The 19,917-nt window shown below is 23.5% G+C and carries 31 protein-coding genes and 4 pseudogenes; 14 read left to right on the plus strand and 21 right to left on the minus strand.

The features are described 5' to 3' along the window. The first annotated feature begins 9 nt into the window (after positions 1–9). Positions 10–375, plus strand: coding sequence for a transposase family protein (locus tag AAHM78_RS06510; RefSeq protein ID WP_342254958.1), 366 nt, complete (start codon positions 10–12; stop codon positions 373–375). Positions 376–388: 13 nt separating this feature from the next. Here AAHM78_RS06510 and AAHM78_RS06515 read toward each other — a convergent pair whose 3' ends face one another. From AAHM78_RS06515 to AAHM78_RS06560, 12 genes and pseudogenes are all read right to left on the minus strand, one after another. Beyond that, positions 389–781: a hypothetical protein gene (locus tag AAHM78_RS06515; RefSeq protein ID WP_342254745.1), complete on the minus strand. Its 393-nt coding sequence runs from the start codon at positions 779–781 to the stop codon at positions 389–391. Positions 782–863: 82 nt separating this feature from the next. Further along, positions 864–1,046 (minus strand): annotated as a pseudogene (locus AAHM78_RS16845) (transposase family protein); the annotation flags it as partial. Positions 1,047–1,061: 15 nt separating this feature from the next. Then, on the minus strand, positions 1,062–1,238 hold the full coding sequence (locus AAHM78_RS06520) for a hypothetical protein (RefSeq protein ID WP_342255040.1): 177 nt from the start codon (positions 1,236–1,238) through the stop codon (positions 1,062–1,064). A 50-nt stretch (positions 1,239–1,288) separates the two neighbouring features. After that, complete coding sequence (locus tag AAHM78_RS06525) at positions 1,289–1,681, minus strand: transposase family protein (RefSeq protein WP_342254746.1); 393 nt, start codon at positions 1,679–1,681, stop codon at positions 1,289–1,291. Positions 1,682–1,748: 67 nt separating this feature from the next. Beyond that, entirely contained in the window at positions 1,749–2,021 is a 273-nt protein-coding gene (locus AAHM78_RS06530; RefSeq protein WP_342254747.1) for an IS1/IS1595 family N-terminal zinc-binding domain-containing protein, read from the minus strand. 74 nt (positions 2,022–2,095) lie between these two features. Continuing rightward, positions 2,096–2,215, minus strand: a pseudogene (locus AAHM78_RS16850) (IS30 family transposase); the annotation flags it as partial. Positions 2,216–2,362: 147 nt separating this feature from the next. Next, a complete protein-coding gene (locus AAHM78_RS06535; protein WP_342255073.1) occupies positions 2,363–2,737 on the minus strand; it encodes a transposase family protein in 375 nt (124 codons plus the stop codon). Between the two features lie 50 nt (positions 2,738–2,787). Further along, complete coding sequence (locus AAHM78_RS06540) at positions 2,788–3,180, minus strand: transposase family protein (protein WP_342253674.1); 393 nt, start codon at positions 3,178–3,180, stop codon at positions 2,788–2,790. A gap of 122 nt (positions 3,181–3,302) precedes the next feature. Next, the gene (locus AAHM78_RS06545; protein WP_342254748.1) at positions 3,303–3,461 is read right to left on the minus strand and encodes a hypothetical protein; all 159 of its coding nucleotides are present in this window, start codon (positions 3,459–3,461) and stop codon (positions 3,303–3,305) included. Positions 3,462–3,553: 92 nt separating this feature from the next. Further along, positions 3,554–3,928, minus strand: a complete 375-nt coding sequence (locus tag AAHM78_RS06550) for a transposase family protein (protein ID WP_342254611.1) — start codon at positions 3,926–3,928, stop codon at positions 3,554–3,556. A gap of 50 nt (positions 3,929–3,978) precedes the next feature. Next, positions 3,979–4,371, minus strand: coding sequence for a transposase family protein (locus AAHM78_RS06555; protein WP_342252835.1), 393 nt, complete (start codon positions 4,369–4,371; stop codon positions 3,979–3,981). A gap of 396 nt (positions 4,372–4,767) precedes the next feature. Next, a complete protein-coding gene (locus AAHM78_RS06560; RefSeq protein ID WP_342254749.1) occupies positions 4,768–5,931 on the minus strand; it encodes an IS1595 family transposase in 1,164 nt (387 codons plus the stop codon). 379 nt (positions 5,932–6,310) lie between these two features. Between AAHM78_RS06560 and AAHM78_RS06565 the strand changes: the two are divergent. After that, positions 6,311–6,622: pseudogene (locus AAHM78_RS06565) on the plus strand (transposase); the annotation flags it as partial. A 54-nt stretch (positions 6,623–6,676) separates the two neighbouring features. Here AAHM78_RS06565 and AAHM78_RS06570 read toward each other — a convergent pair. Beyond that, positions 6,677–6,997: a transposase family protein gene (locus tag AAHM78_RS06570; RefSeq protein WP_342254613.1), complete on the minus strand. Its 321-nt coding sequence runs from the start codon at positions 6,995–6,997 to the stop codon at positions 6,677–6,679. Between the two features lie 125 nt (positions 6,998–7,122). Here AAHM78_RS06570 and AAHM78_RS06575 point away from each other — a divergent pair, with 125 nt between their 5' ends. The 3 genes from AAHM78_RS06575 to AAHM78_RS06585 all read left to right on the plus strand — a co-directional run bounded on the left by AAHM78_RS06575 (position 7,123) and on the right by AAHM78_RS06585 (position 9,757). Next, a complete protein-coding gene (locus AAHM78_RS06575; protein WP_342254750.1) occupies positions 7,123–7,557 on the plus strand; it encodes a hypothetical protein in 435 nt (144 codons plus the stop codon). A gap of 152 nt (positions 7,558–7,709) precedes the next feature. Next, positions 7,710–8,438, plus strand: coding sequence for a glycerophosphodiester phosphodiesterase family protein (locus AAHM78_RS06580; protein ID WP_342254751.1), 729 nt, complete (start codon positions 7,710–7,712; stop codon positions 8,436–8,438). Positions 8,439–8,482: 44 nt separating this feature from the next. Then, on the plus strand, positions 8,483–9,757 hold the full coding sequence (locus tag AAHM78_RS06585; RefSeq protein WP_342254752.1) for an MFS transporter: 1,275 nt from the start codon (positions 8,483–8,485) through the stop codon (positions 9,755–9,757). Here AAHM78_RS06585 and AAHM78_RS06590 read toward each other — a convergent pair. Then, positions 9,754–10,128, minus strand: coding sequence for a transposase family protein (locus tag AAHM78_RS06590; RefSeq protein ID WP_342255074.1), 375 nt, complete (start codon positions 10,126–10,128; stop codon positions 9,754–9,756). The two genes, AAHM78_RS06585 and AAHM78_RS06590, sit on opposite strands and share 4 nt — an antisense overlap. Before the next feature lie 50 nt (positions 10,129–10,178). Further along, positions 10,179–10,571, minus strand: coding sequence for a transposase family protein (locus AAHM78_RS06595; protein WP_342254753.1), 393 nt, complete (start codon positions 10,569–10,571; stop codon positions 10,179–10,181). Positions 10,572–10,617: 46 nt separating this feature from the next. Between AAHM78_RS06595 and AAHM78_RS06600 the strand changes: the two genes are divergently transcribed. The 3 genes from AAHM78_RS06600 to AAHM78_RS06610 all read left to right on the plus strand — a co-directional run bounded on the left by AAHM78_RS06600 (position 10,618) and on the right by AAHM78_RS06610 (position 12,703). Continuing rightward, positions 10,618–10,791 (plus strand): hypothetical protein, encoded by a 174-nt coding sequence (locus tag AAHM78_RS06600; RefSeq protein ID WP_342254754.1) that lies wholly within the window; start codon positions 10,618–10,620, stop codon positions 10,789–10,791. 150 nt (positions 10,792–10,941) lie between these two features. Beyond that, on the plus strand, positions 10,942–11,847 hold the full coding sequence (locus AAHM78_RS06605; RefSeq protein ID WP_342254755.1) for an ABC transporter ATP-binding protein: 906 nt from the start codon (positions 10,942–10,944) through the stop codon (positions 11,845–11,847). After that, positions 11,840–12,703, plus strand: coding sequence for an ABC transporter permease (locus AAHM78_RS06610; RefSeq protein WP_338988222.1), 864 nt, complete (start codon positions 11,840–11,842; stop codon positions 12,701–12,703). Before AAHM78_RS06605 ends, AAHM78_RS06610 begins: the two co-directional genes overlap by 8 nt. 113 nt (positions 12,704–12,816) lie before the next feature. Here AAHM78_RS06610 and AAHM78_RS06615 read toward each other — a convergent pair whose 3' ends face one another. The 3 genes from AAHM78_RS06615 to AAHM78_RS06625 all read right to left on the minus strand — a co-directional run bounded on the left by AAHM78_RS06615 (position 12,817) and on the right by AAHM78_RS06625 (position 14,434). Continuing rightward, positions 12,817–13,872, minus strand: a complete 1,056-nt coding sequence (locus AAHM78_RS06615; RefSeq protein ID WP_342254756.1) for a BspA family leucine-rich repeat surface protein — start codon at positions 13,870–13,872, stop codon at positions 12,817–12,819. Between the two features lie 160 nt (positions 13,873–14,032). Further along, complete coding sequence (locus AAHM78_RS06620; RefSeq protein ID WP_342254757.1) at positions 14,033–14,218, minus strand: hypothetical protein; 186 nt, start codon at positions 14,216–14,218, stop codon at positions 14,033–14,035. A 57-nt stretch (positions 14,219–14,275) separates the two neighbouring features. Further along, the gene (locus tag AAHM78_RS06625; RefSeq protein ID WP_342254758.1) at positions 14,276–14,434 is read right to left on the minus strand and encodes a hypothetical protein; all 159 of its coding nucleotides are present in this window, start codon (positions 14,432–14,434) and stop codon (positions 14,276–14,278) included. Positions 14,435–14,490: 56 nt separating this feature from the next. Here AAHM78_RS06625 and AAHM78_RS06630 point away from each other — a divergent pair, with 56 nt between their 5' ends. Both AAHM78_RS06630 and AAHM78_RS06635 read left to right on the plus strand, forming a co-directional pair. Continuing rightward, positions 14,491–14,883, plus strand: a complete 393-nt coding sequence (locus AAHM78_RS06630) for a transposase family protein (protein ID WP_342253627.1) — start codon at positions 14,491–14,493, stop codon at positions 14,881–14,883. 59 nt (positions 14,884–14,942) lie between these two features. Continuing rightward, complete coding sequence (locus AAHM78_RS06635) at positions 14,943–15,107, plus strand: hypothetical protein (protein ID WP_342255075.1); 165 nt, start codon at positions 14,943–14,945, stop codon at positions 15,105–15,107. An 85-nt stretch (positions 15,108–15,192) separates the two neighbouring features. On the opposite strand, the gene AAHM78_RS06640 is transcribed toward AAHM78_RS06635, so the two are convergent. Next, positions 15,193–15,834 carry a transposase gene (locus tag AAHM78_RS06640; protein ID WP_342253548.1) on the minus strand — a complete coding sequence of 214 codons (642 nt, stop codon included), beginning with the start codon at positions 15,832–15,834 and terminating at the stop codon, positions 15,193–15,195. A 385-nt stretch (positions 15,835–16,219) separates the two neighbouring features. Here AAHM78_RS06640 and AAHM78_RS06645 point away from each other — a divergent pair, with 385 nt between their 5' ends. After that, entirely contained in the window at positions 16,220–16,447 is a 228-nt protein-coding gene (locus tag AAHM78_RS06645) for a transposase family protein (RefSeq protein ID WP_425289768.1), read from the plus strand. A gap of 13 nt (positions 16,448–16,460) precedes the next feature. On the opposite strand, the gene AAHM78_RS06650 is transcribed toward AAHM78_RS06645, so the two are convergent. Further along, entirely contained in the window at positions 16,461–16,598 is a 138-nt protein-coding gene (locus AAHM78_RS06650) for a hypothetical protein (RefSeq protein ID WP_342254759.1), read from the minus strand. A 286-nt stretch (positions 16,599–16,884) separates the two neighbouring features. Here AAHM78_RS06650 and AAHM78_RS06655 point away from each other — a divergent pair, with 286 nt between their 5' ends. From AAHM78_RS06655 to AAHM78_RS06665, 3 genes and pseudogenes are all read left to right on the plus strand, one after another. Then, the gene (locus AAHM78_RS06655) at positions 16,885–17,712 is read left to right on the plus strand and encodes a purine-nucleoside phosphorylase (RefSeq protein WP_342254760.1); all 828 of its coding nucleotides are present in this window, start codon (positions 16,885–16,887) and stop codon (positions 17,710–17,712) included. Then, a pseudogene (gene tsaD, locus AAHM78_RS06660) lies at positions 17,687–18,625 on the plus strand (tRNA (adenosine(37)-N6)-threonylcarbamoyltransferase complex transferase subunit TsaD). The gene AAHM78_RS06655 and the pseudogene tsaD overlap by 26 nt, the downstream one beginning before the upstream one ends. A gap of 10 nt (positions 18,626–18,635) precedes the next feature. Then, positions 18,636–18,941 carry a dephospho-CoA kinase gene (locus AAHM78_RS06665; protein ID WP_342254761.1) on the plus strand — a complete coding sequence of 102 codons (306 nt, stop codon included), beginning with the start codon at positions 18,636–18,638 and terminating at the stop codon, positions 18,939–18,941. Between the two features lie 19 nt (positions 18,942–18,960). On the opposite strand, the gene AAHM78_RS06670 is transcribed toward AAHM78_RS06665, so the two are convergent. Beyond that, the gene (locus AAHM78_RS06670) at positions 18,961–19,905 is read right to left on the minus strand and encodes an IS30 family transposase (protein ID WP_342253628.1); all 945 of its coding nucleotides are present in this window, start codon (positions 19,903–19,905) and stop codon (positions 18,961–18,963) included. Between the last annotated feature and the right edge of the window lie 12 nt (positions 19,906–19,917).

The following is a 19,917-nucleotide window of genomic DNA, read 5'->3' on the forward strand; positions in this document are numbered from 1 at the left end:
ATTATTGATATTTCCAATGGAAAAATTATTTCAACTGCTTTTTGTTTTGGAAGCATTCATGATTTTAAATTGCTTCTAAAATCTAAAACTTTTATTCATCCAGAAAAACAAGTTTTTGTTGATTCAGGTTATCAAGGTATACAAAATATTCACAAAAATACATTTTTGCCATTTAAAAAAAGTAAATACAATCAATTAACACCAATTCAAAAAGAATACAATAAAACTTTAAGTAAAATTAGAATTAAAATTGAACACGTATTTGCTAAACTAAAACGTTTTAAAATTTTAAGTTTAAAATATCGCAATAAAATACGAAGATTTGCATTAAGATTTAATTTAATAGCAGGAATATATAATTTTGAATTACCTTAGTTTTGCACCAAGTCTATTGAATTAATTTACCAGTAATATCATAAACTCTTTGTTGTATATCTACTACTTGAAAATATAAGTCATCATTAGCAATAAAAATTAAATAACCACTAATTCCTAATTTACTTAATTTAAAAATAGAATTTCAATTTTTTCTATAAAACTCTTGTTTAATTAAATATTGTTTAATAGTTTCATTATTAATGTCTAATGGAGCATTATATAAATTAGCATTATTTTCTGCTACAAAATCAGTGAAATAAGTTTCGTGATTAAAATCATTAAAACCAAAATAATTTAAAATTGAAGCATGAGTACTTTTATTTTTATTAGTTAAAAATTTTACTTTTTCATTTTGATTATCACTAATATTACTTTTATCTTTTCTAAAAAATCTACCTAACATAATATTCACCACCTTTTTAAAAAATTTGATTAATTTTTAATACAATTTTTACAATAATAAATATAATAGACTTGGTGCAAAACTAAGGTAATTCAAAATTATATATTCCCGCTATTAAATTAAATCTTAATGCAAATCTTCGTATTTTATTGCGATATTTTAAACTTAAAATTTTAAAACGTTTTAGTTTAGCAAATACGTGTTCAATTTTAATTCTAATTTTACTTAAAGTTTTATTGTATTCTTTTTGAATTGGTGTTAATTGATTGTATTTACTTTTTTAAAATGGCAAAAATGTATTTTTATGAATATTTTGTATACCTTGATAACCCGAATCAACAAAAACTTGTTTTTCTGGATGAATAAAAGTTTTAGATTTTAGAAGCAATTTAAAATCATGAATGCTTCCAAAACAAAAAGCAGTTGAAATAATTTTTCCATCGGAAATATCAATAATTATTTGGGATTTGAGAGAATGATGTTTCTTTTTACCTGAAAAAAGTAATTTTAGTTTTTTTTAATTCTTTCAATTGGAGTTTCAGTAGCATCAATAGCTAACAAATTATTATTAGTACCTTTATTTTTTGTTAAATCTTTTTTTCCAGGTAAATTAAAAATTACGCTTTTTATTAAAATATTTTCAATTCAAAAAATATTACGAATGCAACTAGTATGACTAATATTATATCTTTTTGCAATAACTCTATAACTACTATAGTCTTTTCAATATTCTAAAGTCATTAATAAACGCTCTTCAATTACAATTTTATTTTTTCTACCACCATAATATTTTTGTTTAGACTCAGCAATTTTTAAAATTTCAAGCATTTTATAAAATGTTTGTGGCTTTATGCCGACTAAACTATAAAATTCTTGATCATCTTTATATTTTTTCAACATAATAACTATCACCTTTAATATTAATAATAATCGTTAAATTGTTAAAATTAAAGGTTTTGCACCAAGTCTAATGTAAAAAATGATTTCTTAAAGCATCAAAGCTACTTTTACAATCTTTGCATAAATATTTTTGCTTATTATTCTTAAAACCATTTTTTACACATCAATAAGATTTACAATTTGGACATTGAATTCCTTTTTCTTTAAATTTTTTATCAATTGCATCTAATTTTTCTTTTTTCTCAATTTGTTTAATTCTATTTTTAAAATGTCTAATAATTTTTATACATTCTTCATCTTTTTTGTTTTTTAAAACATCAATTAATTCATTATTAGTCACAAAAAATCACCCCTGATATAAAAATATTACTTTTAATTTAAAATTAAAAGTAATATCAAGATTTTTTGTGAAAATTAAAACGATTTTCTGGGTGTAGAATTAATTTGAAATGCTATAAAATTTAAATCTTTTTGTTTATATGAAGATAGATCTGTAGATTTTGGTAAATATCTTCTTAAAATACCATTATTATTTCTTTAATTGTAAAATTAAAAAGGACACTTATATAAAAATTAAATTGTGTTAGTTCTATAATTAAGAAAAGAAAGGAATTAGCGCAATGTATAAGTATCTGAGTATTGAATCAATAATAGCAATAAAAGAATAGACTTGGTGCAAAACTAAGGTAATTCAAAATTATATATTCCTGCTATTAAATTAAATCTTAATGCAAATCTTCGTATTTTATTGCGATATTTTAAACTTAAAATTTTAAAACGTTTTAGTTTAGCAAATACGTGTTCAATTTTAATTCTAATTTTACTTAAAGTTTTATTGTATTCTTTTTGAATTGGTGTTAATTGATTGTATTTACTTTTTTTAAATGGCAAAAATTTATTTTTATGAATATTTTGTATACCTTGATAACCCGAATCAACAAAAACTTGTTTTTCTGGATGAATAAAAGTTTTAGATTTTAGAAGCAATTTAAAATCATGAATGCTTCCAAAACAAAAAGCAGTTGAAATAATTTTTCCATTGGAAATATCAATAATTATTTGGGATTTGAGAGAATGATGTTTCTTTTTACCTGAAAAAATTAATTTTAGTTTTTTTTAATTCTTTCAATTGGAGTTTCAGTAGCATCAATAGCTAAAAAATTATTATTAGTACCTTTATTTTTTGTTAAATCTTTTTTTCCAGGTAAATTAAAAATTCCGCTTTTTATTAAAATATTTTCAATTCAAAAAATATTACGAATGCAACTAGTATGACTAATATTATATCTTTTTGCAATAACTCTATAACTACTATAGTCTTTTCAATATTCTAAAGTCATTAATAAACGCTCTTCAATTACAATTTTATTTTTTCTACCACCATAATATTTTTGTTTAGACTCAGCAATTTTTAAAATTTCAAACATTTTATAAAATGTTTGTGGCTTTATGCCGACTAAACTATAAAATTCTTGATCATCTTTATATTTTTTCAACATAATAACTATCACCTTTAATATTAATAATAATCGTTAAATTGTTAAAATTAAAGGTTTTGCACCAAGTCTAATAATATGTATTTTCGAATTCAGAAAATCATATATATTTTTCATTATGGATATTACATTTCATCATTATCACTCATTAATTTATAAAAACATTTATTACAAGTTCTATTGGCATATGATGAATTTTTATTACATATATCACATGAACCAAATATTTTTTCAATTTCTTCATATTTTAAATACATTCTTTTATCTTCTTTTAAATTCAACATAATTAATTCTCTCTTTCTATAATTTTTAATATTTCTTGTATTTCAATATATTTTTTATTTTTAAGTAATTTTTCATTAGACTTGGTGCAAAACTAAGGTAATTCAAAATTATATATTCCCGCTATTAAATTAAATCTTAATGCAAATCTTCGTATTTTATTGCGATATTTTAAACTTAAAATTTTAAAACGTTTTAGTTTAGCAAATACGTGTTCAATTTTAATTCTAATTTTACTTAAAGTTTTATTGTATTCTTTTTGAATTGGTGTTAATTGATTGTATTTACTTTTTTTAAATGGCAAAAATGTATTTTTATGAATATTTTGTATACCTTGATAACCTGAATCAACAAAAACTTGTTTTTCTGGATGAATAAAAGTTTTAGATTTTAGAAGCAATTTAAAATCATGAATGCTTCCAAAACAAAAAGCAGTTGAAATAATTTTTCCATTGGAAATATCAATAATTATTTGGGATTTGAGAGAATGATGTTTCTTTTTACCTGGAAAAAGTAATTTTAGTTTTTTTTAATTCTTTCAATTGGAGTTTCAGTAGCATCAATAGCTAACAAATTATTATTAGTACCTTTATTTTTTGTTAAATCTTTTTTTCCAGGTAAATTAAAAATTCCGCTTTTTATTAAAATATTTTCAATTCAAAAAATATTACGAATGCAACTAGTATGACTAATATTATATCTTTTTGCAATAACTCTATAACTACTATAGTCTTTTCAATATTCTAAAGTCATTAATAAACGCTCTTCAATTACAATTTTATTTTTTCTACCACCATAATATTTTTGTTTAGACTCAGCAATTTTTAAAATTTCAAGCATTTTATAAAATGTTTGTGGCTTTATGCCGACTAAACTATAAAATTCTTGATCATCTTTATATTTTTTCAACATAATAACTATCACCTTTAATATTAATAATAATCGTTAAATTGTTAAAATTAAAGGTTTGGCACCAAGTCTATTACATAAATTTTTAATTAATTCTATTTTTTCAATATTTAATAACATATTAATTTCCTTTAATAATTTAAATAAAATATTTTTTCATTATGAGTTTCTATATCTTTCATTGGCATAACAATATAATTAATTGGCTTATCATTATGTTTATATGGATTATTTATTTTAAAACTTTTATTATCTTTTTCTCACGTAATGTTATATTTAAAACATTTTTGATTTTTATTATTTGCAAAAATATAAGGCTTTTCTCCCTTTATGTACTATTTTTAAATTTTATCACATAAATGCTGAGAAAAGCCTATCTACGGACTTCTCCCCACATTTTTAAATCAAACATAACATTACAGTTTCAAAACTAGGTATATTGTTGAATTTATATGCCGATTCTTTTGCGTATAAATGAACATGATGTTTTTCAACTTTGATATGTGTTTTAAATGTTCGTCTGATGTGCTTTCATGCCGATTCAATCTGGTTTATGTTTACACCAGTTTTTGAAACATAACCATCTTGATGGTTAACTGTTTCATGCTTAGTGAAAACTGATTTAAAATGGCGATATCCTTTTCAAGAATCAGTATGTACATCACACTTTGAAGAAATGTGGTTTCTTGCAAATTGCAAAAGATTTTTTTGATTTGCATTTTTCAACACTTTCACAATTAAATTATTGGTTGTTTTTTCATAAATCCCAACAATCAAAGTTTTATTTTTTAAGGATCTTCCTTGTTTTTTAAAACCCATATGTGAAAGATACATTTCATCCATTTGCACTATGCCCTCAACAATGAATTGAGGTTCTTGTTTTGCAATTGCACTTCGGATTTTATGACCCATTCTTCAAGCAGTTTTCAAAGTTACTCCCAATTCTTTTGCAACATCAGTTGATGGAATTCCATGTTTGGTGTTTATTCATCTAAAGATGAGATAAAACCAAGATGTCAAAGGTGTTTGTGACTTGTAAAAAATGGTGTCATGAAGAATACTAAATGTTTGATGACATTTCAAACATCTTATTCTTCTTAAATCAGAAGTATTCAAATTTGTTCAAGAACACCTCATACATTTGTTTTCCTTCAAACTTGCTATATATTTCAAACAATCTTTTTCTGTTTGAAATATATTGTTGAACTCATTCAATTTCATTGTTTCCTCCACAAGTACATGTGGGGAGAAGTCCGAAATATAATAACCATTATATTTTTCATAAAATGTACAAGGTATTAAATCATTTTCATTTGTATTAATATTTGGAATATTTTTAATATACTTTAAAATATCACTACCTTTAATACTTTCAATATCTTTTGTAATTGATTTTTTACCTAATTTATAATTTCAATCTTCAAAAATTTTAATTAATAATTGATTTTTATTAATACTAATATTTTCTTTTGGAAATCATGTTTCATATTCACCAATTTCTAATAACATACCTTTAGTTGTTTCTCTTACTTTATTTTTAATATCTAAATTAACATTAATCATTACAAATCCTTTCTATGTATAAGCCTTATCACCTACAGTGATAAAAGGCTTATATACTACTAACTAAATACTCTACTACTCTACGTAAGGCTTATGCTACTGTAAGTAGCAAAGCCTTGGAGGGTAGGGGTTCTAGGGGAAGGGAACCAAAATTTCTGAAATTTTCAAAGAGCAACACAAAAATTACTATTGGAATATTCCAGCACAATAGCCTACATAATTTTTATTTAGTTATGTAATAATTAATTACTTTAATAAAGTGCTGGTTTAATAAAATAATTAATTATAATTGTTTAACAATTAAAAAATGATATTTTTATCTCTCATTTAAGTTTTTATTAAATCTAACCATTAAGTTGATACGCCCAAAAATGCAAATCAAAAAAATCTTTTGCAATTTGCAAGAAACCACATTTCTTCAAAGTGTGATGTACATACTGATTCTTGAAAAGGATATCGCCATTTTAAATCAGTTTTCACTAAGCATGAAACAGTTAACCATCAAGATGGCTATGTTTCAAAAACTGGTGTAAAAATAAACCAGATTGAATCGGCATGAAAGCACATCAGACGAACATTTAAAACACATATCAAAGTTGAAAAACATCATGTTCATTTATACGCAAAAGAATCAGCATATAAATTCAACAATATACCTAGTTTTGAAACTGTAATGTTATGTTTGATTTAAAAATGTGGGGAGAAGTCCGTAGATAGGCTTTTCTCAGCATTTATGTGATAAAATTTAAAAATAGTACATAAACGGAGAAAAGCCATTAAAAATTCCGCTTTTTATTAAAATATTTTCAATTCAAAAAATATTACGAATGCAACTAGTATGACTAATATTATATCTTTTTGCAATAACTCTATAACTACTATAGTCTTTTCAATATTCTAAAGTCATTAATAAACGCTCTTCAATTACAATTTTATTTTTTCTACCACCATAATATTTTTGTTTAGACTCAGCAATTTTTAAAATTTCAAGCATTTTATAAAATGTTTGTGGCTTTATGCCGACTAAACTATAAAATTCTTGATCATCTTTATATTTTTTCAACATAATAACTATCACCTTTAATATTAATAATAATCGTTAAATTGTTAAAATTAAAGGTTTTGCACCAAGTCTAATATAATAAAAAATGATATCAACGTGATAAAGAAAAAAAGCAAAAACAAATAGAATTGCAATCTGATTATGTTTTTAGTTCAAAACAAAATTTTGATTTAAGCAGTTTTAATTGTGATGATATGTGTAGTGAACAAATAAAAAATATTGCATGAGATGTTTTAGAATCACAACTTTATTCAGAAACACAAGAAACAGAATTAGATAAGTTGTTAGAGGAAATAGAATTTGAATATATGGCTAATGAAGAACAAAGTTCGGTACTAAGTAGTGAAAATTTATCATCTAATTTAATTTTTGATGATATGTGTGATGAACAAATTATAAAAGATATATCAAATAATTTAGAATTAGATCAATCTATTGAACAATTGTTACTTAGTGAAAAAATAGCAGAACAAAACTTTGAATGAAATAATAGTATTCTATGTGCAAGTAATTTAGATAATGATATTTATGATTATAATTCAGTAACGAGATTTATTCCTTAATTAAATATTAATTTTAATTGTTAATTTTTACTTAAACTTAAAAAAATAAAATTTTATAGTTGAATTTCTGGGAAACACAAAGTACTTTTTTAATTACAAAACAAGTCTAGTGTAAAATAATTAGGTATAGGAATATTGGGGGTGTTTATTTTATGGCATTATTAGTGGCACATCGTGGATTTCGTTCTACAGAAGGTGAAAATCGAATCATTGATTTCCAAAATGCTTTGAAAATTTGCCAAGCAGTAGAGTTTGATATTCGATTAACAAAAGATAATAAAGTAATTATTTTTCATGATGATACATTTGAAAGAATTGCCAATAATAAAAGTGAGGTTAGTAGTTTATTATATGAAGCAATTATTAATTTGGAATTTTTTAAAAATAATAAAGAATGAATTCCACCATTATTTAATGATTTTATTGAAAAATTAAGTAAAAATTATCAAATGATTAATGTTGAAATTAAAGAAGAAATTAATCGTAAATATACCCCAAATCAATTAATGGTTATTTTTTCAGAAATTAAAAAATTAGAAAAAAAAAGTAAAGCTGAAATTATTGTTTCTTCATTTAATCACCAGTTATTAAACGAAATTGTTAAAAGAATTAAATATCCTATGAAAAAAGGTTATTTATTTGAAAATAAAAATGATTTTAGTGAAAGGTATATTAAAAACTTTGATTATTTGCATCCTTCAATTTCCGTAGTTTTAGATTTTGAAATGATTAGTAAGTTAAAAAAATTAAAAAAACCGTTAAATATATGAACATTTAAGAGTGATGAAGAAGCTGTGAAGATAAATGAAATCTATGGTAATCAAGTAGCTGGCTATATTAGTGATAATCCTAAATTATTATGAAAGCAGAAAAATAAATAATGAAGATATTTTTAAGTAAATTTTGAAAAAGTTTTACGCACGACTTGGATAATAAAACTATTTTGATTATTAGCATTTTAGCTTTATCTGATTTATTTGTTTTTAGTGGAGTACTTTATTTACGATATATTATTCCTAACTTTAATCAGTATATTAATTTAAATCAAGATGAGTTTGATTTTGTTGTTGCTATTTATGGTTTTGTTGCTCTTATTTCTAGCATTCCAGGCGGTTGACTTACTGATCGTTTTAGTGCAAAAAAAATAATGATAGTATCACTTATAATAACTGGATTATGTGGTTTATGATGAACATTAATAATTCAACTTAATATGGATAAAAATATACGAATGATTCAATTGTATATTATTTATACAATATGGGGTATTTCGATTGCCGGACTTTTTTGAGCACCATTTTGAAAATTAGTATCACAGAATGTAACAAAAGAACAACAAGGTGTTGCTTATGGTCTTGAAGGCACAGTTTTGGGATTATTTGGTTTAATTTTTATTGCTGGAATTGCAACAGGAATAACAATTTTAACTAAAAATTTACAAAATCAGTATGGTCAAAATGATTTTATTACCAAAATACCATTTTTAGTTTTTGCTTATTTTATTTGTGGTATGGCACTTATAATGGCATTATTGGTTTGAATATTTATTCCTAATAAAAAACGTGAAGAAACAGAAATTATTTGAAAAGAAAAAATAATTTCACTATTTCAACCAATGAAATTTTTGCGAGTTTGACTTTGTGGTATTTTTGTTTTTGGAATGTACATGTTCCAGTCTACTTTTGCATATTATATGAAAGATGCTTTAACAGAAGTTGGTGTTACTGTTGGTGTAGTAACTATTCTTGGTGGAATTCGTTCATATGGTTTAAGATTTTTAGTTGCTAGTCCAATTGGTCGTTGAGCTGATAAGTGAAAGTCTTACGTTTTGGGTTTAATATTTTTATTATTAGTTGGAATGATTGCATGTTCTTTATATGTAGTTATCCCTGGTTGAGGTAATGCTTGATTTTTACAGTCATCAAAAGCAGTTCAAGTTTTATTTCAAGTTATAATGTGTTTACTTTTTATGTTTATTGGCTGTGTAGGTTGAGCATTATTGACGTTAAGATTTGTTCAAGTTGGAGAATTACCAATGGAAAAAAATAGTTATGCTAGTACAATATCATTAATTTCTTGAATTGCTTTTACTCCAGATGCTTGATTTAATTATGTTGCTTCAGCCATTGGAAAATTGCCAAATAATTCTTATGTGGTTGATGGTCATCGAAATTATTCATTAGACTTGGTGCAAAACTAAGGTAATTCCCAATTATATATTCCTGCTATTAAATTAAATCTTAATGCAAATCTTCGTATTTTATTGCGATATTTTAAACTTAAAATTTTAAAACGTTTTAGTTTAGCAAATACGTGTTCAATTTTAATTCTAATTTTACTTAAAGTTTTATTGTATTCTTTTTGAATTGGTGTTAATTGATTGTATTTACTTTTTTTAAATGGCAAAAATGTATTTTTATGAATATTTTGTATACCTTGATAACCTGAATCAACAAAAACTTGTTTTTCTGGATGAATAAAAGTTTTAGATTTTAGAAGCAATTTAAAATCATGAATGCTTCCAAAACAAAAAGCAGTTGAAATAATTTTTCCATTGGAAATATCAATAATTATTTGGGATTTGAGAGAATGATGTTTCTTTTTACCTGAAAAAAGTAATTTTAGTTTTTTTTAATTCTTTCAATTGGAGTTTCAGTAGCATCAATAGCTAACAAATTATTATTAGTACCTTTATTTTTTGTTAAATCTTTTTTTCCAGGTAAATTAAAAATTCCGCTTTTTATTAAAATATTTTCAATTCAAAAAATATTACGAATGCAACTAGTATGACTAATATTATATCTTTTTGCAATAACTCTATAAATACTATAGTCTTTTCAATATTCTAAAGTCATTAATAAACGCTCTTCAATTACAATTTTATTTTTTCTACCACCATAATATTTTTGTTTAGACTCAGCAATTTTTAAAATTTCAAGCATTTTATAAAATGTTTGTGGCTTCATGCCGACTAAACTATAAAATTCTTGATCATCTTTATATTTTTTCAACATAATAACTATCACCTTTAATATTAATAATAATCGTTAAATTGTTAAAATGAAAGGTTTTGCACCAAGTCTATTGCAGGGAATTCAAATTTTATTAATTATTGCTATCGTTTGTGTTTTAGTTGGTTTAATTGCCGGAATAATTATTTATATTTTAAATAAACGAGAGTTAAAGAAACTAAATAAAACTTCATTTCGTTTTCGTGAGTTAGGAAACGTTTAATTATTTAATTAAATTAAATGATAATGTTTTATAAAACTTGAAAATAAGTATATTAAAGATTCTTTTATAAAAAAGAAACATACCATTATTTATATTTTCTTCTTTTTGGTTTATAATAATTTCATGAATTAGTTTAGTTTGGAGGAAAATATGAATATAATTCAATTAAAAAATTTAACTAAAGAATATTCTCCAAATATTGGTTGTTTTGATATTAATCTTTCAATCAACAAAGGTGAAGTTTATGGTCTTATTGGCCCTAATGGTGCTGGAAAAACTACTGTTATTAGACAAATGATAGGTTTTATTAAATCTGATACTGGTTTTGCAAATATTTTAGATTATGATTGTTGAAAAGAATCGGCAAAAATTATGGAATCTCTTGGCTATTTAGCTGGTGAAGTAACATTGCCTGATTATATGTCAGGAATTGCTTATTTAAAGACAGTAGCTAATATTAGAAAAAATATTTCTTGGGCATATGTTGAAAAATTAATTAATTATTTTGAACTTGATGCAAAAAGAAAAATTAAAAAAATGTCTAAGGGTATGAAACAAAAAGTAGCGATTATTTCAGCTTTTATGCATAAACCAAAAGTTTTGGTTTTAGATGAACCCACTTCAGGTTTAGATCCTTTAATGCAAGAAAGGTTTAATACTTTAATTAGAAATTCTAAAAATGAAGGTGCAACAATATTTATGAGTTCCCATATTTTTGGCGAAATTGAAAATATATGTGATAAAGTTGCTGTTATTAAAAAAGGGAAAATAATTTCTGAAATATCAATTAAGGAAATACAAAATTCTGCTAAGAAAAATTATGAAATTAAATTTTCAACAGTGAAAGATTATAATGATTTCTTAAATAAAAAATGAGATATTATTGAAAAAAATAATATAACAAAAGTTATTAAACTGAATGTTTTAAGTACTAATGTTGATAAGTTTTTAAAAGAATTATCACTTTATAAAGTTGATAATTTTAAAGAATTACCATTTAGTTTAGAAGAATATTTTATTAAATTTTATAAGGATGAGGTAAATTTTAATGATTAATTTTAGATTTGTTAAATCACAATTTAAAAATATTAAAATTCCATTAATATTATTTTTTATAATTTTATGTATTTTAATAGCTCCCATTTTAACACAAGATTATCTTGCTCCAACTATGACATTAATTGGTGAAGAACATGGAGTATCAGGTTTAGGTGGATTAGGTGGCATGAATTATCTTAATTTTGTTTTTTTTGGTATTCCGGGGTTAATATTAATTTTTTCTTTTAGTTTAATTTTAAATCATATTTTGGTTTCTAAAGAAATTGATAAAGGTTATTTAGCTTCATGATTAACAATGCCAATGTCTAGAAAAACTATTTTAAATTCAAAACTTTTTGTTTTGCTTTCTTCAATATTAATATTATATGGTTCAGTTTTTGTTTTTCAATTAATTATTTTTCCAATTAGATTTCAAGATTTTAAACTTCAAGAATTTGGATATCTTGTTTTATATAATTTGGGTTTAATATTATTGGCTTTACTTTGAGCATCAATTAATTGAACTTTTATTAGTTACTTTAATAAGTCAGTTATTTCTCTTTCAGTAGCAACATGTATTTCAACAGTATTTATTTTGTTTCAAACAATGACATTATTCTCTTCTATACCTGGACTTGAGTACCTTAAATATTTTAAATATATGACAATTGCTTCTTTATTTAATTCTCCGTTTAAGTTTGGTGATATTCCAAATATAACACCCGCTCCCGGTGTTACAGAAGTAGCAAAAGCACCGCTTTTTTCTATTAGAGCATTAGATTTCGCTTGACAATATCCAATAATGTTAATAGTACCTCTTGGTTTATTTCCATTAGGAAATTATTTTCTTATTAAAAAAGATTTATCTTTGTAAATTGATAATATTGTTTAATAAATGAGTTTAATAAAAATATCTTTAAAGTTTTAAAGATATTTTTATTTATTTAATGTCAATAAGATATTACCTTTTTATTAAAATTTTTGATTTTAGTTTTTAAATTTTGGTAATTTATTAGAATTATCAATTTGTGAACCAATAGCCAATTTTTTATGAATTGTTACTTTATTTACATTTCATTTTGAAATATCTTGATTAAATGATGAAGCACCATAAAACATTGAATTCATGTTTGTTACATTTTTTGTATTTCATTTTGAAATATTTTCGTTAAATGTAGTGGCATTATAAAACATAAAGTCCATACTTGTTACTTTTGAAGTTTTTCAAGATGAAATATTTTTGTTAAATGCTGATGCACCATAAAACATTGAACTCATATTTGTTACATTAGAAGTATTTCATGTTGAAAGGTCTTTATTAAATGTAGTGGCATTACAAAATATAGTATGCATATTTTTTACATTTAATGTATTTCATTTTGATAAATCATTATTAAATGCTGAAGCACCATTAAATATACTATTCATATTTGTTACATTAGAAGTATTTCATGTTGAAAGGTCTTTATTAAATGAAGTTGCTTCAAAAAATATACTACTCATGTTTATTACTTTTGATGTATCTCAGTTTCCGATGTTTTGGTTAAATGCTGAAACACGTGTAAACATATAACTGATATCAGTTACATTAGAAGTATTTCAAGATGAAATATTTTTGTTAAATACTGATGCACCATAAAACATATAAGCCATATCTGTCAAGTGAGAAGTATTGCATGTTGAAATATCTTGATTAAATGATTTGGCTTCTATGAACATTTCTCTCAAAGATGTTATTTCTGGTGGTAATTGATTAGGAATTTTTTCAATAGTTTCTGGCATTGTTACTACTTGTATTTGTTGATTATTTTTAAAAAATCCAATTTGAATAACTTCTTTACTATTTATATTTGACAAATCTCTTTCACTAGTTGTTATTTGTTTGCCATCTTTATCAATGTAAATTGTATCTTGCTGTGTTTTATTTTCAATATAATTAGTTGTAATATTAGTTTTTTGTAAAGTTGTGTTTAAGAAACTAGTTAAATTACCTGTGGTTGTTGCAAGTGTTAAAACACTTAATGTTTTGATTAATGTTTTCATTAAGATCTCCTTTTTTGTTTTTCCCAATAACTTCTTAAGTTTAAGAAGTTAATTATATTTTAAGTCGTTTAAAAATAAATGCAATAAGTGTTTAGTTTATGATAGAAATAAAAAATAACTAATCTCATTAATGAAATTAGTTATTTTTAAATATAAAAATTTATTTAAATGGAGAACTATATGGATTACTATTTGCCCTTCTTTCTCATTGAGAACAACTAGGTATTTCATTAATTTTGATTTTATTAGTTTCATTTCATGAACTTTTTAACTTTTCACCAGTTTTTAAAACTGTATCAAAAAGTATACCAAAAGTTCCATCACGATAAACAGATGGTTCATTCATACGTACATGCTTTAATTTTTCAAATTCTTGACTTTTTAATGCTTCTCGTTGTTTTTTTTATTCTTGACAATATGGTCTATTTTTTATTAGTTCTATTTGTTTATAATTATTTATTCATATTTTTTCTTCTTTTCGCAATTTTTGTTCTAATGGTCTTATAGTATCATTTGTTTCAATTACTCGTTCTGCTTCTGTTCTTCAATAGACTTGGTGCAAAACCTTTAATTTTAACAATTTAACGATTATTATTAATATTAAAGGTGATAGTTATTATGTTGAAAAAATATAAAGATGATCAAGAATTTTATAGTTTAGTCGGCATAAAGCCACAAACATTTTATAAAATGCTTGAAATTTTAAAAATTGCTGAGTCTAAACAAAAATATTATGGTGGTAGAAAAAATAAAATTGTAATTGAAGAGCGTTTATTAATGACTTTAGAATATTGAAAAGACTATAGTAGTTATAGAGTTATTGCAAAAAGATATAATATTAGTCATACTAGTTGCATTCGTAATATTTTTTGAATTGAAAATATTTTAATAAAAAGCGTAATTTTTAATTTACCTGGAAAAAAAGATTTAACAAAAAATAAAGGTACTAATAATAATTTGTTAGCTATTGATGCTACTGAAAATCCAATTGAAAGAATTAAAAAAAACTAAAATTACTTTTTTCAGGTAAAAAGAAACATCATTCTCTCAAATCCCAAATAATTATTGATATTTCCAATGGAAAAATGATTTCAACTGCTTTTTGTTTTGGAAGCATTCATGATTTTAAATTGCTTCTAAAATCTAAAACTTTTATTCATCCAGAAAAACAAGTTTTTGTTGATTCAGGTTATCAAGGTATACAAAATATTCATAAAAATACATTTTTGTTTTAATTTTCAAAAAAACTCTTGATGAAATAAAAAAAATCATCAACCCGGCCTAAAATTTGATTTTATTTAATTTTGGGATTTATTTTTTTTACAAACTGAAATATAATGCTTCAGATTTTGCATAAGGTGATATTTTATAATGTTGGTATTTAAATTTTCATAAATTGAGGTAATTTTGAATATTGGTAAATCCAATGCCATGATAATGAGTAATAAATTCTTTTAAACTTGATTGTATTTTACTGATATTACTTAAATTTTTATAATTTAATTCTTTATTTTCTTTTGATTTAAATTTCTTGAGAGTACATTTTGTTTGTTTAGCTACTGTATCATATAGTATTTGCATATCACAAACTATAATTGATTTTTCTTCGATAAGCTTAGATGTTAAATTTTCTTGTACTCATTTTTTTGTTAATCTTTTAGTATTTGTTGTTTGAGCATAAATATTTTTATTTTCATCAATTGCCATTTCAATACAACAGTTTAAATCTTTAGCATTTTCTTCAATTCATTTTTTTCTTGGATCATCTGGATTTTTGAAATTTCCTTTATGAATTTCTTTGATAAAAGTTTCATCAATTTCAATTCTACCTTTTAATTTTGTGAATGGTTTTTGTGTTTTTGCTAATTGTGATGATTTCATAAATTTTTGTCGATTAAATCATGCTGATGTTTTTGAAATTTTAGCAAATTGAGAAATAGTATAAGCAGATTGACCTAACAATGACAATCAAATTATTCAATCTCATTGTTCATGAGATAAATGACTTCAATGTAAAAAATGATTTCTTAAAGCATCAAAGCTACTTTTACAATCTTTGCATAAATATTTTTGCTTATTATTCTTAAAACCATTTTTTACACATCAATAAGATTTACAATTTGGACATTGAATTCCTTTTTCTTTAAATTTTTTATCAATTGCATCTAATTTTTATTTTTTCTCAATTTGTTTAATTCTATTTTTAAAATGTCTAATAATTTTTATAAATTCTTCATCTTTTTTGTTTTTTAAAACATCAATTAATTCATTATTAGTCACAAAAAATCACCCCTGATATAAAAATATTACTTTTAATTTAAAATTAAAAGTAATATCAAGATTTTTTGTGAAAATTAAAACATTTTTGCCATTTAAAAAAAGTAAATACAATCAATTAACACCAATTCAAAAAGAATACAATAAAACTTTAAGTAAAATTAGAATTAAAATTGAACACGTATTTGCTAAACTAAAACGTTTTAAAATTTTAAGTTTAAAATATCGCAATAAAATACGAAGATTTGCATTAAGATTTAATTTAATAGCAGGAATATATAATTTTGAATTACCTTAGTTTTGCACCAAGTCTAATTTATTTGATCTAATTTTTCTCACTCAAAATATATTTTTTGTTGTAAATATTTCCGATTTTCAGAAGAACTTTTCATTTTTCTTTGGCATTCTTCTATTTCTTTTTTATTTCCTTTAGTTAAATTTTTAAACATTTATGTTTCTCACCTTTTTAAAATAAAAAATCATTTACTTTAAAATAAAGTAAATGATTTTTTATAAACTAAACATTATTTAGTTTTAATAAATTATACTAAAAAACTAAAAAAGGTGTTGATTAAACTTTTTTTAGAATATTTTTTATTTTCTTTAATTAGTATGAAAAGTTATAAAATTAAATTTAATTTTTAAAATAAAAAACTAGTCATTAAAAATATTAATGTTGTTACTAAATTAACAATATATTATAATAACTATTATTATTTAAAAAAAGGAGAATATATGGAAAATAAAGAAAAAATTCCAACAGCTCATATTAAAGCTGCTCGTGATCAAATTGCAAAAGTAGTAATTATGCCAGGTGATCCATTACGTGCTCAATTCATTGCTTCTAATTTTTTACAAGATTGAAAACAAGTAAATAATGTTCGTAATATGTTAATGTTTACTGGAAAATATAAAGGATATAATATTACTATTGCTGCTAGTGGTATGGGTATGCCTTCAATTGGTATATATTCATATGAGTTATTTAAATTTTATGATGTTGACTGTATTATTCGTGTTGGTAGCGCTGGTTCATATCAAAAAGATGTTAAAGTTTATGATATTATTAATACTAATAAAGTATATAGTGAATCTACTTTCGCTAAATATGCTGCTAATATTGATGAAAATCAAATTGAATCTGTTTGTAATATTAGCAAAATTATTAATAAAGTGGCACAAAAAATTGATAATGAATTTGATCAGCAAAAAAATGAAAATTCTTCGTATATAGTAAGTGAAAAAATAAATTTAAGATCGGGTTTAATTCATTCAAGTGATGTATTTTATCGTATTAATGATAATGATTATAAAACTAATCCTTTAATTAGTAAATGCTTAGCAGTAGAAATGGAATCTTTTGCCTTATTTGCTAATGCAAAACATTTAGAAAAAAATGCGGCTTGTTTATTAACAATTTCTGATTCTTTTATTACCGGTGAATCAATTTCAGCAGCATTACGCGAAACTAGTTTTAAAAAAATGATGATTTTAGCTTTAGAATCAGCAGTTGCTTATTATAAAGAAGAGGATATTGATGATAATCTTAGCGATAGAAACTAGTTGTGATGAAACTATTGTTGCTGTTATTAAAGATAAAAAGGTTTTAAGTAATATTATTGCTTAACAAATTAAGCTTCATCAACAATACGGTGGTGTTGTTCCAGAATTAGCAGCACGAGCTCATAGTGAAAATATTGCTACTGTCTTACAAACAGCAATTGAAAAATCTAACATTTCAATTATGGATATTGATTTTGTTGCTTATACTAATACTCCTGGTCTGGCTAGTTGTTTACACGTAGGTAAAATTATAGCAGAAACTATTGCTGCTTATTTAGAAAATCCATTGCTTCCATGTAATCATTTGTATGGACATTTGTATGCTTCTTTAATTAATAATGAATGAGAATTTCCAGTACTTGGTTTATTAGTTAGTGGTGGTCATACACAGTTGATGTTGGCAAATGAACATTTAAATTTCACTATACTTGGTCAAACATTAGATGATGCTGTTGGTGAATGTTATGATAAAGTTGCAAGAATGTTAGATTTAAAATATCCGGGTGGTCCTGAAATTGAACGAAGTGCTAAATTGGGAAAGCCAACTTATAAATTACCATTACCTAAAAATGATAATAGTTTAGATTTTAGTTTTAGTGGTTTAAAATCAGCATGTGCTAATTTGATAAATAAAGAAAAAGGTAAGTTACAATTTAATAATTTTGCAGCTTCTTTTCAAACAACAGTTATTCAAGTATTGATTAATAAAATTGAATTAGCATTAAAAAAACATAATCCAAAAACTTTAGTTTTAGCAGGAGGAGTTAGTGCTAATCAGCAATTAAGATTAGCAGTATTAGATTTAAAAATTAAATATCCAAATTTAAAAATAATTGTTCCAAAATTAGAATACTGTACTGATAATGCAGCAATGATTGGTATTCTTGCAAGTTATCAAATTGAACATAAGTAAGGGTGAACTCATGATTATTGGTATTATTGGTGAAGCGGGAGTAGGTAAGACAACTGCTACAAATTTTTTTCAAAATAAAGGTGCGTATGTTATTTTTGTTGATAAAGTTGTTAAACATATTTATACACTAAAAGAAACAAAAAAAGCATTAATTAATGAATTCGGTGATACTTTTATTAATAATGATAAAACAATTAATAAAATAAAATTACGGTATGAAGCATTTCAGCACCATCATATTTTACGTAAATTAGAAAATATTATTTGACCAAAAATGATAAAAATTGTCGAAGAAGATATTATTCCTGAGTTGTAAATATAAATGGGACAGTTTTTTAAAATAATTGTATTAAATCTATTGGTCTTTTATAAGAGAGCGATTTTCTGGGTGTAGAATTAATTTGAAATGCTATAAAATTTAAATCTTTTTGTTTATATGAAGATAGATCTGTAGATTTTGGTAAATATCTTCTTAAAATACCATTATTATTTTCATTTAAACCCCTTTGGCAAGGTTTACCAGGATCTGCAAAATAAATTTTGACATTACAAATTTTTTCGATTAATCTTCATTTACTAAATTCTTTACCACGATCAAAAGTAATGGTTTTAACTGTTCCTTTTTGTAACTTTGAAATAAATTTTATTATACTTTTCGTAATATTTTCTGATTTATGATTTTTAGTTACTAAAGGAATTGTGGTTTTTGATCATATATCAGCCAAAGTAATAATAGAACTTTTATGATCTTTGCCAATGATAGTATCACCTTCTAAATGACCAAATTCTTGTATATTTTTAATATTAGGAATGATTAAATTTCTTTCATGAATAGACTTACAATTATTAATTTTGCCCCTAGTTTCTTTTTGTTTGTGAGATTTATTTTTGCCTTTTCTCAATAAGTTATTTTCATCAAAACCCATTCGATTTGTTTTAAACATGTTATATAAAGTTTTTGTTGAAATACTTTTTATTTTATTTTCCTTTAAAAAGTTAGCAATTATATCAAGAGCATACTTTTTAGTAATTAACAAATGATTAATACTATTAATTTCTGTTAAAGTTAAAATTATTAATTTTCTGCCTGCGTTTTGTTTATTTTTTTGAAATTGATTCAATATTTCTAATGGCAATAAGTTTTTATTTAATAATCTACAAACTCTATGTACGGTTGATTTACTATAATCAACAATTTTTGCTATTTTACGAATCGAAAATCCATAATTTTTATATTCTTTTATTGCTATTATTGATTCAATACTCAGATACTTATACATTGCGCTAATTCC

This window comes from Spiroplasma endosymbiont of Zeiraphera isertana (assembly GCF_964030805.1).
Taxonomy (GTDB): domain Bacteria; phylum Bacillota_I; class Bacilli_A; order Mycoplasmatales; family VBWQ01; genus Spiroplasma_E.